Genomic DNA, 15,913 nt, shown 5'->3' with positions numbered 1-15,913 from the left:
GCGGTTAGATCGGGGTCATGCGGCCGAACTGGCCGCGATATTTCAGTGCGCCATGGTCATTTCTCACTGGAACCAGTGTTCACGTGCTTTCATGATCAATGCCCGAGCGGCATCCTCTTCCATACCGGTCATTTCGACCAGTTCATCTACAGCCAGCTCCGCGAGGTCGTCGCGGGTCTGAATTTGGTGTTCCGCGAGCTTCGCGAGAAGCTCGTTGTCCATTCCTTCGAGGCTCTTCAAGTCGAGGGCGACGCCTTCGACCTTCTCCTCATTGGCGATCGCCATCGTCAAGAGCGCGTCGCGCGCGCGGTTGCGCAGCTCGTGCACGGTGTCTTCGTCGAAGGCTTCGATTTCGAGCATCTCGTTGAGCGGCACGTAGGCGATCTCTTCCAGGCTCGTGAAGCCTTCGTCGATCAGGATGTCGGCGACTTCCTCGTCCACATCCAGACGCGCCATGAACAGGTCGCGCAGCTTGCCACGCTCTTCGTTCTGCTTCAGCGCCGATTCGTCCGGCGTCATGATATTGATCTGCCAGCCGGTGAGTTCGCTGGCGAGTCGGACGTTCTGGCCGCTGCGGCCGATGGCGACCGCGAGCTCGCTTTCGTCCACCACGACGTCCATCGAATGCTTCTCTTCATCGACGACGATCGACTGGACGGCTGCCGGCGCAAGGGCGCCGATCACGAACTGCGCGGGGTCTTCCGACCATAGCACGATGTCGACGTTCTCGCCACCGAGCTCGTTGCGCACTGCCTGAACGCGCGAACCGCGGATGCCCACGCACGTACCGATCGGGTCGATACGCTTGTCGTAGGCGATCACCCCGATTTTCGCACGCACGCCGGGATCGCGCGCGGCTGCCTTGATTTCCAGCAGCCCCTGTTCGATTTCGGGCACTTCGAGTTCGAAGAGCTTCATCAGAAATTCGGGCGCGGTGCGCGACAGTTCGATCTGCGGGCCGCGCGCCGTGCGGTCGACCTTCGCGATGTACGCGCGCACGCGGTCGCCCACGCGAAGGTTTTCCTTCGGAATAAGCTGGTCGCGGCGCAGCAGCGCTTCGACGCGGCCCGATTCGACGATGAAATTTCCCTTGTCCAGACGCTTGACCGAGCCGGTCATGATCTTTTCGCCGCGCTCGAGGAAGTCGTTCAGGATCTGTTCGCGCTCGGCGTCGCGCACCTTCTGCAGAATGACCTGCTTCGCGGCCTGTGCGCCGATGCGGCCGAATTCGATCGACGGAATCGGCTCTTCGATGAACTCGTCCACTTCCGCGTCGGGCTTTTGCTCCTTCGCTTCGAACAACAGGATTTCCTGATCCGGCTCCTGCAGGCCGGCCTCGTCCGGCACTACGCGCCAGCGGCGGAACGTCTCGTGCTCGCCGCTTTCACGGTCGATCGCGACGCGAATATCGACATCTTCCTCGAACAGCTTTTTCGTTGCCGAAGCAAGCGCAGCTTCCAGGGCTGCGTACACCACGTCCTTGTTGACGTTCTTTTCGCGCGCCAGCGCATCCGCCAGCATCAAAACTTCGCGACTCATTGTTTGCGGCTCCTAAAGTCAACTTTGGGGACGAGACGTGCTTTATCGAGGTCCGCGAGCGTGAAATCAAGCATCGCGGCGCCGTCCTTCCCTTCAAATTCCAATCCGATCGTTTCGCCTTGCGGGGCGTGCAGGATGCCGCGGAACGACTTGCGTCCGTCCAGCGGCTTTTTCAATGTGATGGCGGCTTCGCTTCCCGCGAAGCGCTCGAAGTCCGCCAGCTTCTTAAGCGGACGGTCGAGCCCCGGCGACGATACTTCGAGGCGGTCGTAGTCGACATGCTCGACTTCGAGCACATACTGAAGCTGACGCGTGACTTTCTCGCAGTCCTCGATGGCAATACCGGCCGGCTGGTCGATATAAATACGCAGCATGCCGCCTCCCGAACGTTCGAGATCGACAAGCTCGTAGCCCAGGCTCGAGACCGTGGTTTCAATCAATTCCGTCAGTTGCACAGTAACTCCAAGGTGTTTCGCGAATCGCGTATCGGACTCCACGCCGCACTCAACGCCGCGAAAACACCTGCGGGCGAGCGCCTCGACCGGGCGCGCACCCCTGCTCCCGAGATGCCGAACCAAAAAGCCAAAAAAAAATGGGCGCAACGCCCATCTTCTTCAACCGAGGTCGCACCCGGGCAGCGCGAAAACTATGTGCCCAGCGACTCCGTGATTTTAGCCATTTTTCAGGATAAACGCAAACGTAACGCGCGCGATCGGCACTGTTTCGCGCCGATTCGCATGCGTTTGCGCTGTGCTGCAGATCGGCGCGCGTCGGGCTCGATGATTCCGCTCGCGAGCTTGACGCGCCTCGCGCGCAGCGATCAGACGCCACGCTTTGGCCGATGCGTCAGCGCCCGCGAGAGCGATTGCGTTGACCGCGGGCACCGCCCGCCTTGCCCTGTCCCGCGCCTTGCTGCGCGCCGCCCTGACGATTGCCGCCGCGCGGGGCGTTGCCGTTCGCGGCGCGCTTGGCGGGGCCGTTCGCGGCCTGCGGCGCCTGTCCCCGCACGCCGCGCTGACCGGCACGGCCACCGTTCGCGCGATTGCCGTTCGGTTCGTTGCCGATCCGGTTGCCGTTCGGCTCCCGGGGGCCGCGGCGACCTGTGCCGCCGGTGCCGCCCGCGTTTCCGCCGAAGCCACCCATTCCGCCCGCGCCGCCCATTCCACCCATCCCACCCATTCCACCCGTTCCGAACGCGCCGGGCAAGCCGCCCGCCGCCGCGCCCCGACGACCGCCGCGACCCGGCGTCTGTGCCATGCGCGAGTGCGAACTCAGCACCGGCTCGCGCGTGATGAAGCCCATCGACGTCTGCATCGGATCGGGCTGCACGCGCGGGGCCGAATTGCGCGCGCCCTTTTCGGCCGTGGGCGCCTTGAGGCCGACCGATTCCATCAGGCTGCGCACCTGGTTGTCCTCGAGTTCCTCCCAGCGCCCGCGCTTCAGTCCGCGCGGCAATGCGATCGGGCCGTGGCGCGTGCGGATCAGCCGGCTCACCATCAGGCCGGCGGCCTCGAACATCCGGCGCACTTCGCGATTGCGGCCTTCCGCGAGCGCGACGTGATACCAGTGATTCGTGCCCTCGCCGCCACCGTCCTGAATACGCAGGAAGTTGGCGGGGCCGTCGTCGAGTTCGATGCCTTTCAGCAGCTTCTGCTTCATCGCCTCCGACAACTGGCCGACGACGCGCACCGCGTACTCACGCTCGACGCTGTAGCGCGGATGCATGAAGCGGTTGGCGAGGTCGCCCGACGTCGTCAGCAGCAGCAGGCCTTCGGTGTTGAAGTCGAGCCGCCCGACCGCGAGCCATTTCGCCGTTTTCATCGACGGCAGCTTGTCGAACACCGAGGGACGGCCCTCCGGGTCCGCGTGGCTGACGATTTCGCCCATCGGCTTGTGATACAGCAGGATGCGCGGCGGCTTGCTCGCGAGCTTTCGCTTGAGCGGCTTGCCGTTGATGCGGACCTGGTCCGTCGGCATGATGCGCTGGCCGATATGCGCCGGCTCGCCGTTCACCGACACGCGTCCGGCGATGATCAGCTCTTCCATGTCGCGCCGCGAACCCATGCCGGCATCGGCGAGAACCTTGTGCAGCTTGGGCGCGTCTTCGTCCGGCTCGAGCACGCGCTTTTGCTGCGGCGCGCTGCGGCCGCGGCGCAGCATCGGCGCGCGCACGCCGGCCGCTCCGTTGTCCGCGTCGAATGCGGGAGACGTGACGTAGGCGAAGACGTCGTCGACGGCGGCGGCTGCCGCGCTCTCGACCGTCGCCGGCCCGGAGTCGTTGCGCGCGTTCTGCCGGCCGCCCTTGTCGCGTTTTTGCGGCGCATTCTTGCGTCGAGCGCCATCGCGCGGTGCGGCCGCAGCATCCGCCGCCTGCGCACCTTGCGCGCCCTGCTCGCCGTCGTCGCGGCGCGGCTGCTTGCGCCTGCCCTGCTTTGCGGCACCCTCGTCGGCGCCACCGGCGTCACGCCTCGCGGCGGCGTTGCGCGGCGCCTTCGCGCCCGCGTCTTTGCGGGACGCACGCGGCTGCGCGGCGGCGACGCCTTCTGGCGGTGCCTCGGCGACTGCGTCCGGCGCGGCATCGCCCTTGGTCTTGGCGACAGCGCGGCGACGCGCGATCAGGCTGCGCGGCCCGCGGCGCAGGCCGCGACGCGGACGATCTTCGCCGTCGGCGCTCTCGTCGATGCGCGTGCGTTCGCCGGCATCGGCCGACTCATGGACGTCCGCGGCATGCACGGGCCGCGCGGATTCGGGCGAATCGCTGTCGTGGGAGTGTGTCAAAACAACCTCAAATGTCGAATGCGCGCCCTGGGCGGGCGCGTCAAAAATTCCGCTGATCGGTCCGGCTCGTCGTCTTCGACGTGATGTTTTATCGAGAGCCGTGCGGATCAGGGGCCATGCAATTGCATCAGGCGCGGCGCGCCCTCGGTTCTTCTTCGGAGTCGTCGCCGTTCAGTTCGACGTCGCTGGACGGGTGCGTATCGGTCTGATCGCCGTCAGCGCGTTGCGGCTCGATAGCGTCGCCCGATTCGGCTGACGCAGGTCTTTCCCCGGACTCCGGCGCGGCTGTCGTCTCGTGCGCCGGTTTGAGCGGCTGCACGCGGGCGCCGGAAGACGGCGCAGCGGCGGGTTCTGCCCCTTCCGCGTCGTCAGCGCGTGCGCTTTTGCCGGCGTCGGCGACTTCGCTCGCATTATCCGTTCCGCCGCCGGTGACGTCGCTCGCGGAGTCCGCCGGATGCGCGGATTCAGTGCCGCCCGAATCGGCGGCATCGGGCACGCCTTTCGCGGACGACGCGTCCGGCTGCGCGCCGGCCGGGAAGTCCATCGAATGTTGCGCGAGCAGCGACGCTTCGAGTTGCGCCGACGGATTGTCGAGCGCGGGCAGTTCATCGAGCGCTGTCAGACCGAGATCGTCCAGAAACTGCTTCGTGGTCGCGTAGAGCGCGGGCCGGCCGGGCACGTCCCGATGGCCGATCACCTCGATCCAGCCGCGATCCTCCAACTGCTTGACCACTTGTGTATTGACCGTCACGCCGCGAATCTCTTCGATATCGCCCCGCGTCACCGGCTGCCGATACGCAATGATCGCCAGCGTTTCAAGCACCGCGCGCGAATACTTTGGCGGCTTTTCCGGATTGAGCCGGTCCAGATACGTCCGCATGGCGGGTTTGCTTTGGAAGCGCCAGCCGGACGCGAGCGCCACCAGTTCCACGCCGCGGCCCGACCAGTCCGCCTGCAGCGCTTCGAGCAGCGTGCGCAGCGTATCCGCCGAAATGTCATCGGCGAACAGCTTGCGCAACTCACTCACCCGCAGCGGTTCCTGCGCGCAGATCAAAGCAGTCTCGAGGACGATTTTCGCCTCTAGAGTATTCATGCAGCTTGGGCCAACCCTGTTTGGTCAATGATCGAAGTCGAATCGAACCTGAGCGTGTTCGCGCGCCACCGAAGCGGGCGCACGATAAAGCTGGACGCGGAGTTTCAAGACGCGCTCGCCCGATTCTAATCGGTCATATTGATTGGGAGCACGCACCGGGGAGAGGCGACAATGGGCGATCGGTGAGCGAACCGCCGGGCCATCCAGCCGGACGAGGTGGCGCTTTCCTAGGCGAAAGCGCGTGACTGAGCGCCATATTACGCAAAAAGATTCGGGGCGTAAAGGTGAACCCTCTTCCGCCCCGAGCCTCACTTCGCCAGCACAGTCATTCACTTATTGCCGCGATTGGCCGCGCGCGTCGAGAAAACGCCGCAGACGCTCGACGCCTTCGTCGAGCCGGAGCGGATCGCACGCGTAGCACCAGCGCACGAAGCCTTCGCCTTCCGCGCCGAACGCGCTGCCCGGCGCGAGGCCCACGCCCGCCTCGCGCACGAGCGATTTGCACAGTTCCAGACTGCGCTCCGCGCCCGGCAGCGAGAAGAACAGATACATCGCGCCGTCGGGCGCGCGGACGTCGACGCCCTCGATCGTCTGCAATGCGTTCACCAGGTGGTCGCGGCTCGCGCGCAAATCCGCGACGAGCGAGCGCGTGAACGGCTCGCCCTCGTCGACGGCGACGATGCCCGCCTGCTGCACGAACGACGGCGCGCACGAGGTGTTGTATTCGACGAGCTTGCCGAGATCGTCCATCAGCGCGGCCGGCGCCACGATCCAGCCGAGCCGCCAGCCGGTCATCAGCCACGCCTTCGAGAACGAATTTACCGCGATGACGCGCTCGTCGCGCGCGGCGAGATCGAGGAAGGACGGCGCCACGCTCGCGCCCGTGCCGTAATACAGCCGCTCGTAGACCTCGTCGGCCACGATCCAGATTCCGTGACGGCGGCAATGGTCGAGCACGACGCGCTGTTGCTCGCGCGTCATCGTCCAGCCGGTCGGGTTGTTCGGCGAATTGATCATCAACATGCGCGTCGACGGCGTGAGCGCGGCGAGCAGCCGGTCGACATCGAGCGTCCAGCCGCGCGCGCCGTAGTCGAGCGACACGGTCTCGACGGTCGCGCCGAGAATCTTCGGAATCTCGACGAGGTTCGGCCAGAGCGGCGTCACGGCGACGACCCGATCGCCCGCGCCGACGACAAGCTGCGCCGCCAGCATCAGCGCATTCACGCCGGCGCTCGTCACCGCGATGTTGGCGGCCGGCGTCGCGCCGTGCAGCCCGCTCACGTAGCGGCTCAATGCCTCGCGCAGCGGCGCGACGCCCAGATTGTGCGTGTAGAACGTCGCGCCATCGGCGAGCGCGCGGGCGGCCGCATCGCGGATGAACTCGGGCGTCACGCGATCCGACTCGCCGAACCAGAACGGCAGCACGTCCGGCACGCCGAAACCCGCGTTCGCGACCTCGCGAATCTGCGACGGCCGCAAGCTGCGCACCGCGTCGCGCGCGTTCGGCGCGCCGCGCCCGGCTGCATGCGCGTCCGCATGTACGTCCGCGTGTGCGCCCGCGTGGGCACCCGCGTGGGCACCCGATAAGCCGCTCAATTCCGCTGTCACCGCGCCTTCCGATTCACTCATCGCCCGCTCCGTCGAAAAGAGGCAAGTCTAACGCGACGGCGCGCATTTCGAGATGACGCGCCGCTCAGTCGAGTTCCTCGGCGCGCCGCGGAAGCGCCGCGATCAGCGACCACACGGATTCCGCCGCCGGCGACAACGAGCGGTCGCGCCGGCGCACCAGTTCCACCGTGCGTTCGGCGCGCGGCTCGAGCGGCAGCGCCACGAGCGACGAATCCGCCGGCAGCGGCAACGCCAGCCAGGGCAGCACGCTCACGCCGACGCCCGCCTCGACGAGCCCGAACACCGTCGCGGAATGCCCGAGTTCCTGCACGACATCCGCCTCGACGCCGTGCTGCTGCATGACGGCGTCGATGATCGGACGGCTGCCGGAAGCGTAATCGAGCATCACGAGCCGCTCGCCCGCGAGCGCGTCCCACGGCACGGCGCGCTCCTGCGCGAGCCGATGGTCGCGCCGGGCCACGAGGCAGAAGGAATCCGTCGTCACGGGTTCGCCGTGCAGGTCGTCGGCGGAAAACGGGCCGATCACGACGCCGAAATCGACCTCGCCCGACTTGACCTTGCGCAGCACGTCGGACTGGACGTCGTCGCGAAGACTCAGCGAGATCAACGGAAACTGGCGCGAGCACGACGCGATCACGCGCGGCATCAGGCGGCACGCGATGGTCGGGCTCGCCGCGACGATCACGCGGCCACGGCGCTGCTGGCCTAAGTCGCGCACCTCGCGCAGGGCTTCGTCGAGATCGGCGAGAAGACGCGACACCGTGCCGACGAGATTCGTGCCGACATCGGTCAACTGCACTTCGCGCGTCGTCCGGTCGATCAGCTTGATACCGATCTCGCCTTCCAGCTCACGCACACAACGGCTCACTGCCGATTGCGTGAGGCCGATCTCGTCGCCCGCGCGGCTGAAGCTGCGCAGCCGCGACACTTCGATAAAAACGCGGAGTTGCCGCAACGTCACATTCAGGGGGGCGTTCATTCACGCTTCTCATCAATTGCCGGATTCATGCGTGAGTATAAACACCGGCGCCCGATGCCGCGCCCGCGAACGCCCGTTTCGCTGCGGTGCAACATGACGGGCGAGCGCACGTCCGACGGGCCTGCCGCACAGGATTGGTGATTGTCCCGATTTCTTAATCAATCCGTTTCGGGTCTGATACGGGCCATGCTGGCATCGCGTCAGCCTACTGCCATGCGGCTCTCCGGGGATTCACCACTCGCATGGCACGGTTCTCGCATTTCATTGCGCACAGAGGTCGGAGCCAACGCGCGGATACATGAAACATCGTTCGGCGCTGTCGCTTCGGCCTTCCCTGGTATTCGTACATCGGATTCGACCAGAGTGCGCGGCGCGGGGCAGCGCACCGGGGTTAGCTTCGCTGAGGTGAGATATGGTGCTGTTCGACGATTTGAGAGATAACGAGTGGGCGCTGGTTGAGGCGTTGTTCTGTTCGGAGCCGGCGCGCAGCGAACGGCGCGGCCGTCCGCGCGTCGAAGCCCGCTCGGTGGTCAATGCGGTGCTGTGGGTCTTGTCGACGGGCGAAGGCTGGTCGAAGCTGCCGGGCCGTTATCCCTCGCCGCCCACTTGCCGCCGCCGCTTCGACGAGTGGCAAGCCGACGGCACGCTCGCGGAAATCGTGAAGCGTCTGTCGAGCAACGGCCGCGAAGTGTCGTTGCGCGGGCGTATCGGTTCGAGCGCGGTCAAACCGCCTGCGCCGCCGAGCCGCGACCGTCTGCGCGGCGCGTTCTGGACCAATCCGGAATCGTGGCGCGCGCCGGTCAAGATGGCCTGAGGTCGCCTCAAGTCGCCTGATCGAAGCCGGGCGTATCCGGCTTCGCTTCCCCATCGCGGGCGCTCACCGCGTCCGCTCTGTCCTCCGCATCAGCCTTCCACGCGCGCAGCCAGCGCGAAACAACTCTTTACTATTGCTTACAGCGGCTCGCCGCAAGCAGGCATAGCTTGTGAGTGACTCGACACGCCCCAACGTGGCTTGAGGAACTTGCATGAAGGCATCGACCCTGGTCGTCCAAGGCGCGCTCGCGGCGCTCGCTGGCATGACGGCAGCGGTCCAGGCGCAGCCGCCCGCGGCAACCGATCTGCGATTGAGCGCGAAAACACCGGCGCCGTCGCCACCGGACATCGCCCGGGCGCACGGCGCTGGGCCACCGGCGCCGCGAGGAGACTTGCGCAGCGATATCGCGAGTAACGCGCACGCACGCCCCGACAACGAACGCGACGAACGACCGCCGCATCATTGATAATCGCCGCCGGCGGAACCCAACGCGTGCGCGTCAGTCAGACAAGGTGCCATGAGCACTGCATGGCAACAGTAAGATCCGGTCTGCCCGTGTCCCCGGACGCGGGCTTTTTTTCGCCTGAAGCTGTCGGGCCGTGCGACGACGCCGTTCCCTCGGCCGTGCGCCGATCCGCATGTCGCCGCGGGAACGTTGCGCCCCCCTAGACTCTCGCTTCGAGAACCGCCTCGTGACCGCCGAATGCGTAGGGTTCGGCGCGGCGCAAATCCCAGTCATTGGAACGCTCGTCGCGCGACAGCCGTGAGAATTCCTGCTTGCCGCGCTCGGTGACGACGGCGATATCGACCGGAGCGTGAAATCCGGGCGCTGGTGCCACGGTGCGTTGCCGCGCAAGCTCGAGCAGCCCGAGGGCGCGAAGACGGTCGAAGACGTTGGGGCGTTTCGCCCACGGAACCTGGCGATACTGCGCTCGGCGGAGTGCTTCGAGTACCGCTTCGTTGGAATACGTGGTCATCTCGTTCTTTCTTCCTATGCAGCCATGACGACGCTCGTGACTATCGCAAGACGGTCCGCGACGTCGACTAAACGCGGCGCGCCGAATTTTGCGCTGACGAATCGGCTACAGCCGATCGCAGCCCGAATGTTTGGCCGCCGCTTGCGTTAGGTGCTGCTTTCTATTAAAAGCCCCCGTTGAGAGCGCGCTGATCGCGCGCTTTACTGCGACGCCCGCCGATGCGCTCTGAATACGCGATGACGGAGCTAATTGCCTTCAAACCAATACGTTACCCCAATTAAATTGGTTCTATTTACTTTATTGCTGCTTTTTTTTGCATTGTTTGCGCTTTGCAAGCGTCGCCGCAAACCTATTGGCATTGCCGCGTTGCTGCTGATCTGGGGATTCGGCACCGGCTGGTTCGCGCGCCCGCTGCTCGGTCTCGCGCAGCGTGGCTATGAGCAGACGATACCGCCCTCGTTCGCACCCAGGACTGCCATCATCCTAATGGGCGGCGGCACGGATCGCCGCCAAGGGACGCTCGTGCCTAAGCATGACTCGATGACGCGCATCGCCGCCGTCGCCCTCCTCTACAGACAATGCCGCGACGCGGGCGCGTCGTGCCGCGTGATCCTGAGCGGCGGCGATCCGGAGCATCACGGACAGGCGGAAGCCGATAACTACGCGCCTTACGTACTGGCCCGGGGCGTGCCGTCCGCCGATCTCACGCGGGAAAACACGAGCTACAACACCTACGAGAACGCGAGAAACGTAGCCGCCATACTAGGGAACGCACATGACAGCGCTTTGATCGTCGTGACGTCCGCTTATCACATGCGACGCTCGCTCCGGGCCTTCGAGGCGTTCGGCTATGAACCGCAGCCCTACGTCTCGAACGTGCGGAGCACGCCCATGACGGTGATTCCGCGCTTTTGGAACTTCGTGAATAGCGAACTCGCGCTGCACGAACTCATCGGGCTTGCGCGTTTCTACGTCTGGCGCTGGCTGCATCTGTACTAGCCGCGCATCGAATTGATCAGGAGTGGAAACTATCGCCGGGCGCCGGTATCATGCGGCTCCGGTCGGAAATGCCGGAACCGGAAATGTCGCCGGACATATGGTTGACCGATTCCAGGCCTATGATGCGTTATCAGACGTGCGCGCGATCGCCTTCTGCGAAGCGAACCGCGCCGGCTGAATCGGGAGCGATTCTTGCTGTTTGCCCATTGTCTTTCCAACCGGATCGGACAGGCGATTCCCGGGTTCAACTGCTATTAGGAGCTAACAATGAAGAAAGTGTCCCTGGCTGTTCTTTTGTCCTTGAGCGCGATGGCATCGGCTTACGCGCAGAGCGAAGGCGGCGTGACGATGAGCACCGATCCGCAACGGATCTCCGACATCGAATCGCGCGCGCAGAACTTGCAATCCCAGCAGAGCAACATGCAAAACATGCAGATGGATCAATCGACGATGCACAAGTCGGGCCATCACAGGAAGTCGCACGGCAAATCGAAGCAGTCCGCCGAGTAAAGGCGAGAGCGCTTCGGCGTGCTAACGCCGCCACCGCATCGCGATGGCGGCGTGACCGGTTTTGCTCGATCTTTCCCTGTCCTGCGACGCATTGGCGTCACGCACATCGCGCGAAACGATGCGCGACCCAATCGCCGCCTTCGATGCGCGGCAGTCCCTCGACGGCGCTCGCCTCGACCGGGTACACCAGGCAATCGACGTGCGGCGCTTCGCCGTCCAGTTGTACTTCGACGTGCAGCCGATGCGCGCGGAATAGTCCCTCCACACCCGGATACACCTCTTCGATCTCATCGAGAACGGGGACGAGCGAATCTTCGATCCGGTAGACGTCGCCGATGACGAGCGACCCCGCGGCATCGAGCACGAGGCCGGGATACTTCCCGAAATCGAAAAGCCAGCCGCGAACGTGCGCCGTGCCGATGAAGGTCGGCGAGGCAATCGCGTGACGCTCGGCGGCGCGGTTGATGTCGTTCACCTCACCGGCGCGCAGTGTGCCGTAGACAAAGACGTGTTGCATCGATTGAGTGCTCCTTCCAACGAACGTGGATAGGCGCGCATTATCGCCGCTCAAAAAGCTGCTGCGCTTGGAGCCGTCGATTAACATCGGCGAATTGCGGCGCCAGCGTCGCGCCGCCGTCAAACATGTGCGCAGGCCTTCAACCGACATGGCTACGTTCGCCGATTCACTGCCGCACGTCGAGCAGGTCGAGCATCTCGACATTCCCGTCGAGCACTCGCCGACGCTCGAGCATCCGATCCGCGTGCGCTCGCGGCCAGTGCCCTATGGCGTTCGCATCGCGTTGCATACGCATCCGTGGGCGCAGGTGGCCTATACGTCGCGCGGCGTGCTGCGCGTCGCGACGGCCGACTCGACCTGGATGGTGCCGCCCTCTCGCGCCATCTGGGTTCCGCCCAATGTCACGCACGAAGTGGTCATTGTGGAGGATGCGTACTTGCGCACGCTCTACGTCGACGCGAGCGTCGTGCCGGCGGGCCTCGGCGCTTGCCGGGTCGTCGAGGTGTCGCCGCTGCTGCGCGAAGTGATCGCGTCGCTGGACGAAGAGCCGATCACGCGCGAGCGCGAGCGCCTGCTCGGGACACTCGCGCTCGACGAAATCATCCGCTCGCAGCCGCTGCCTCTTTCCGTGCCGATGCCCAACGAGAAACGCCTGCGCGCGCTTTGCGACGCCGTGCTTGCCGATCCGTCTCATTCGGACCTCGAACGCTGGTCGTCCGAGGCGGGCGCAAGCACGCGCACGATCGCGCGCCTTTTCAGACGCGAACTCGGCGTGAGCTTCTCGCAATGGCGGCAACAGGCGGTGCTCGCGCGCGCCATTCCGCTATTGAGCCAGGGCCGGCCGCTCGCGCAAGTGGCGCTGGAATTGGGCTATCAAAGTCAGAGCGCGTTCTCGGCGATGTTTCGCCGTGCCTTCGGCGAGAGTCCTCGCGCCTTTTTCGCGCGCGATTCGAGCGATGAACCCGACGCCGGCAATGCCTGATGCGCCGCAGCCTGCCGATAGCGCGTCAGACGCGCCGAACCATATGCCGGATGGCGCCAAGCTGCGCGAGCCGCGGCCCCGCCGGACGATAGCCAAGTCGCAGATAGAGACGCGCCGCGGGGTTATCGACGAACACGCGCAACTGACACTCGGCGAGGCCACGCGCGCGCGCCCAGCGGTGGGCGGTGCTCAGCAGGAACGTACCCGCTCCGCGCCCGCGATAGCCCTGCGCGATCTGAACGTCGCGGATATGCAGCGAATCGTCTTCCTCGGTGACGCGCATCACGCCGATCGGCACGCCGTCCGCCTGCAGGATGAAGTTTTCGGACTCGCGCCAGCTCGACAGAAAGAGATCGCCGCGCCATACGAGATTGTGGCGTCGGTAATAGCCGACCATGTTGTCGTGCGTGAGGGATTCGGCGAAGGCGAAGTCGGCCATCGTCGCCTGGCGGAGTTGGTAAAGCGAGAGATCTTCGGTCGGGTCGAGCATCGCACGCGTGCAGGCACGGGACAGTGCCTCAACACTATGACAGCGCGGGCGCGCTGGCAATGGAAAATGCGATGTCGCAGCAATGGCGACACCCGACGAACGGAAGCGACAGCAGAATACCGGCAAAAAACGGGCAAAAAAAATCCAGCCTGAAGGCTGGATTTTTTTAATGAGCTGGCGGAGCGGACGGGACTCGAACCCGCGACCCCCGGCGTGACAGGCCGGTATTCTAACCAACTGAACTACCGCTCCAACTCTTTCATCGTTCGCGGAAACTTCAGGCCCCCGCGATGTGCAGCGCTGTTACTAGCACCCGCCGATGTTCTGGCGTCCCCTAGGGGATTCGAACCCCTGTACTCACCGTGAAAGGGTGATGTCCTAGGCCTCTAGACGAAGGGGACAGAAACTTCTTTTGCTACCCTGCGGCGAAAAAAAACCGGCTGATCAGCCGGATGATTCCTGCTCGCAACATGTTGGCGGAGCGGACGGGACTCGAACCCGCGACCCCCGGCGTGACAGGCCGGTATTCTAACCAACTGAACTACCGCTCCAGCTTTTTCATTGTTTCGCGAGGGTTTAGCCACCTCGCGAAACTCGCAGCGCTTGACTAGCAGCCGCCGATGTTCTGGCGTCCCCTAGGGGATTCGAACCCCTGTACTCACCGTGAAAGGGTGATGTCCTAGGCCTCTAGACGAAGGGGACAGAAACTTGTGCTTCCGTCTTTACCACTTTTCCCGCCGAACTCGCTGCTTTCGCACCGCAATTCAGCGAAGACCGAGATCTTAAACAACTTCCCGAATCTTGTGAAGTATTTTTTGCGACTTTCGAAACTTAGCTACTACGCTCGCAATCACTTCATCCGTTCTTTGGTGGAGGTAAGCGGGATCGAACCGCTGACCTCTTGCATGCCATGCAAGCGCTCTCCCAGCTGAGCTATACCCCCTTGCAGAACAGAAACGAGATTCTATAGGCCATTTTCGAAGTTGTAAATACCCTCATGCGGCGTGAAGCAAAATTTTTTACCTCGCTTCACGCGTCGGCGGCAAGGGATGCTCTGCCGCATTCCCTTGCGTGCAACTCGCGATCATGCGGCTGCTTTTTCCAGCCGGCGCAACACCGTCTCGCGGCCGAAGAGCATCAGCACCGCGTCGATGGACGGCGTATGCGTCGTTCCCGCGACGAGCAGGCGCACCGGCATCGCCAGTTGCGGCATTTTGAGCTTGTGCGCGCCGAGCGTCGCCTTCAGCGCCGCCGAAATCGCTTCCTTCGCCCATTCCGCGCCCTCCAGCGTCGCGCGAAGCTCCGCGATTGCCGGACGAACCGCGTCGGTGACATGCTGCGCGTAGTCTTGCGGATCGATCGCCGGCTCGCGATAGAACATGGCGGCGTTCTCGGCAATTTCCTTTACCGTCGATGCGCGGTCCTTCAGCAGCGCGACGACCTGGGCGAGCGGCGCGCCGCCGTCGATTGCGGCCGCGTCGATGCCCGCCTGGTGCAGGAACGGCTTCGTCAACTCCGCGAGCCGCGCGTTGTCGGCTTCCTTGATGTAATGCGCGTTCAGCCAATTGAGCTTGTCGTGGTCGTACTGCGCGGGCGACTTGCCGAGATGCTCCAGGTCGAACCATTCGACGAACTGCTCGCGCGAGAAGATTTCCGCATCGCCGTGCGACCAGCCGAGCCGCGCCAGATAGTTGAGCACGGCCTCCGGCAGATAGCCCGCATCGCGATAACCGACCACGCTCATCGCGCCATGCCGCTTGCTCATCTTCTCGCCCTGCTCGTTCAGCACGGTCGGAAGGTGCGCATAGACAGGCACCTCGCCGCCGAGCGCGCGCAGGATGTTGATCTGACGCGGCGTGTTGTTGACGTGATCGTCGCCGCGAATGACGTGGGTGATCTCCATGTCGAGATCGTCGACGACCACGCAGAAGTTGTACGTCGGCGTGCCGTCGGGACGCGCGATCACGAGGTCGTCGAGTTCCTCGTTCGAGATTTCGATGCGGCCCTTCACGGCATCGTCCCAAGCGACGACGCCCGCGAGCGGATTGCGAAAGCGCACCACGGGCTTCACGCCTTCGGGCACCGGCGGCAGCACTTTGCCCGGCTCCGGACGCCACGTGCCGTCGTAGCGCGGCTTCTCGCCTGCCGCGCGCTGACGCTCGCGCAGCGCGTCGAGGTCCTCGGTCGACATATAGCAGTGGTACGCGAGTCCCTTCTCCATCATCTGGGCGACGACCTCGCGATAGCGGTCCATGCGCTGCATCTGATAGAAAGGACCTTCGTCGAAATCGAGACCGAGCCACGCCATGCCTTCCAGAATCGCATCGACCGATGCTTCGCTCGAACGCTCAACGTCCGTATCCTCGATACGCAGCACGAAGGTTCCCTTCATCTTGCGGGCGAACGCCCACGGATAAAGCGCGGAGCGAATGTTGCCGAGATGGATGAAGCCGGTCGGGCTGGGAGCGAAGCGTGTACGGACTTGGGTCATTGCTGTGTTCTCGATGGACTCGATGATTGGCGCTGGCGAGAGCCGCCGCGTGCGCCGGAAGCGCTTGAACCGATCGCCCGGACGCCCGATGGCGCCGGCACGAGAGCGCGGCGAG

Annotated in this window: 14 protein-coding genes, 5 tRNA genes and 1 pseudogene; 5 read left to right on the top strand and 15 right to left on the bottom strand. The window is 64.6% G+C overall.

Going from position 1 to position 15,913, the window contains the following annotated elements; translation table 11 throughout:
- Positions 1 to 63: 63 nt before the first annotated feature.
- The 6 genes from nusA to LDZ27_RS06230 all read right to left on the bottom strand — a co-directional run bounded on the left by nusA (position 64) and on the right by LDZ27_RS06230 (position 8,006).
- Positions 64 to 1,539 carry a transcription termination factor NusA gene (gene nusA, locus LDZ27_RS06255; RefSeq protein WP_244815826.1) on the bottom strand — a complete coding sequence of 492 codons (1,476 nt, stop codon included), beginning with the start codon at positions 1,537 to 1,539 and terminating at the stop codon, positions 64 to 66.
- A complete protein-coding gene (gene rimP, locus LDZ27_RS06250; RefSeq protein WP_244815825.1) occupies positions 1,536 to 1,994 on the bottom strand; it encodes a ribosome maturation factor RimP in 459 nt (152 codons plus the stop codon). The genes nusA and rimP overlap by 4 nt, the downstream gene beginning before the upstream one ends.
- Before the next feature lie 391 nt (positions 1,995 to 2,385).
- Positions 2,386 to 4,317: a 23S rRNA pseudouridine(2605) synthase RluB gene (rluB, locus tag LDZ27_RS06245; protein WP_244815824.1), complete on the bottom strand. Its 1,932-nt coding sequence runs from the start codon at positions 4,315 to 4,317 to the stop codon at positions 2,386 to 2,388.
- A 127-nt stretch (positions 4,318 to 4,444) separates the two neighbouring features.
- Complete coding sequence (gene scpB / locus LDZ27_RS06240; protein WP_244815823.1) at positions 4,445 to 5,410, bottom strand: SMC-Scp complex subunit ScpB; 966 nt, start codon at positions 5,408 to 5,410, stop codon at positions 4,445 to 4,447.
- A 333-nt stretch (positions 5,411 to 5,743) separates the two neighbouring features.
- A complete protein-coding gene (locus tag LDZ27_RS06235) occupies positions 5,744 to 7,039 on the bottom strand; it encodes a pyridoxal phosphate-dependent aminotransferase (RefSeq protein WP_244815822.1) in 1,296 nt (431 codons plus the stop codon).
- 64 nt (positions 7,040 to 7,103) lie between these two features.
- Entirely contained in the window at positions 7,104 to 8,006 is a 903-nt protein-coding gene (locus tag LDZ27_RS06230) for a LysR family transcriptional regulator (protein ID WP_244816052.1), read from the bottom strand.
- A 427-nt stretch (positions 8,007 to 8,433) separates the two neighbouring features.
- On the opposite strand from LDZ27_RS06230, the pseudogene LDZ27_RS06225 reads away from it, so the two are divergent.
- Together LDZ27_RS06225 and LDZ27_RS06220 are read left to right on the top strand one after the other, a co-directional pair.
- A pseudogene (locus LDZ27_RS06225) lies at positions 8,434 to 8,829 on the top strand (transposase); the annotation flags it as partial.
- Positions 8,830 to 9,043: 214 nt separating this feature from the next.
- The gene (locus LDZ27_RS06220; protein WP_244815820.1) at positions 9,044 to 9,298 is read left to right on the top strand and encodes a hypothetical protein; all 255 of its coding nucleotides are present in this window, start codon (positions 9,044 to 9,046) and stop codon (positions 9,296 to 9,298) included.
- Positions 9,299 to 9,497: 199 nt separating this feature from the next.
- On the opposite strand, the gene LDZ27_RS06215 is transcribed toward LDZ27_RS06220, so the two are convergent.
- On the bottom strand, positions 9,498 to 9,809 hold the full coding sequence (locus LDZ27_RS06215; protein WP_244815819.1) for a hypothetical protein: 312 nt from the start codon (positions 9,807 to 9,809) through the stop codon (positions 9,498 to 9,500).
- 366 nt (positions 9,810 to 10,175) lie between these two features.
- Here LDZ27_RS06215 and LDZ27_RS06210 point away from each other — a divergent pair, with 366 nt between their 5' ends.
- Positions 10,176 to 10,808 carry a YdcF family protein gene (locus tag LDZ27_RS06210; protein ID WP_244815818.1) on the top strand — a complete coding sequence of 211 codons (633 nt, stop codon included), beginning with the start codon at positions 10,176 to 10,178 and terminating at the stop codon, positions 10,806 to 10,808.
- Between the two features lie 267 nt (positions 10,809 to 11,075).
- A complete protein-coding gene (locus LDZ27_RS06205) occupies positions 11,076 to 11,318 on the top strand; it encodes a hypothetical protein (protein WP_244815817.1) in 243 nt (80 codons plus the stop codon).
- A 97-nt stretch (positions 11,319 to 11,415) separates the two neighbouring features.
- Here the strand turns inward: LDZ27_RS06205 and LDZ27_RS06200 are convergent, their stop codons facing one another.
- The gene (locus LDZ27_RS06200; protein WP_244815816.1) at positions 11,416 to 11,835 is read right to left on the bottom strand and encodes a gamma-glutamylcyclotransferase; all 420 of its coding nucleotides are present in this window, start codon (positions 11,833 to 11,835) and stop codon (positions 11,416 to 11,418) included.
- A gap of 148 nt (positions 11,836 to 11,983) precedes the next feature.
- Here LDZ27_RS06200 and LDZ27_RS06195 point away from each other — a divergent pair, with 148 nt between their 5' ends.
- Positions 11,984 to 12,817 (top strand): helix-turn-helix domain-containing protein, encoded by an 834-nt coding sequence (locus LDZ27_RS06195; protein ID WP_244815815.1) that lies wholly within the window; start codon positions 11,984 to 11,986, stop codon positions 12,815 to 12,817.
- A gap of 25 nt (positions 12,818 to 12,842) precedes the next feature.
- Here the strand turns inward: LDZ27_RS06195 and LDZ27_RS06190 are convergent, their stop codons facing one another.
- From LDZ27_RS06190 to gltX, 7 genes are all read right to left on the bottom strand, one after another.
- Positions 12,843 to 13,307 (bottom strand): GNAT family N-acetyltransferase, encoded by a 465-nt coding sequence (locus LDZ27_RS06190; protein ID WP_244815814.1) that lies wholly within the window; start codon positions 13,305 to 13,307, stop codon positions 12,843 to 12,845.
- A 175-nt stretch (positions 13,308 to 13,482) separates the two neighbouring features.
- Positions 13,483 to 13,559 (bottom strand) — tRNA-Asp (locus LDZ27_RS06185).
- Between the two features lie 73 nt (positions 13,560 to 13,632).
- Positions 13,633 to 13,708: transfer RNA gene (locus LDZ27_RS06180), tRNA-Glu, on the bottom strand.
- A gap of 73 nt (positions 13,709 to 13,781) precedes the next feature.
- Positions 13,782 to 13,858 (bottom strand) — tRNA-Asp (locus LDZ27_RS06175).
- 75 nt (positions 13,859 to 13,933) lie between these two features.
- A tRNA-Glu gene (locus tag LDZ27_RS06170) sits at positions 13,934 to 14,009 on the bottom strand.
- Positions 14,010 to 14,174: 165 nt separating this feature from the next.
- Positions 14,175 to 14,250, bottom strand: a tRNA-Ala gene (locus tag LDZ27_RS06165).
- A gap of 141 nt (positions 14,251 to 14,391) precedes the next feature.
- Positions 14,392 to 15,798 carry a glutamate--tRNA ligase gene (gltX, locus tag LDZ27_RS06160; RefSeq protein WP_244815813.1) on the bottom strand — a complete coding sequence of 469 codons (1,407 nt, stop codon included), beginning with the start codon at positions 15,796 to 15,798 and terminating at the stop codon, positions 14,392 to 14,394.
- Positions 15,799 to 15,913 lie beyond the last annotated feature (115 nt).

Origin of the sequence: Caballeronia sp. Lep1P3 (genome assembly GCF_022879595.1) — a bacterium.
GTDB lineage: Bacteria > Pseudomonadota > Gammaproteobacteria > Burkholderiales > Burkholderiaceae > Caballeronia.
Note: the sequence above shows the minus strand (reverse complement) of the source record. Positions and strands in the feature narration are given on the sequence as shown.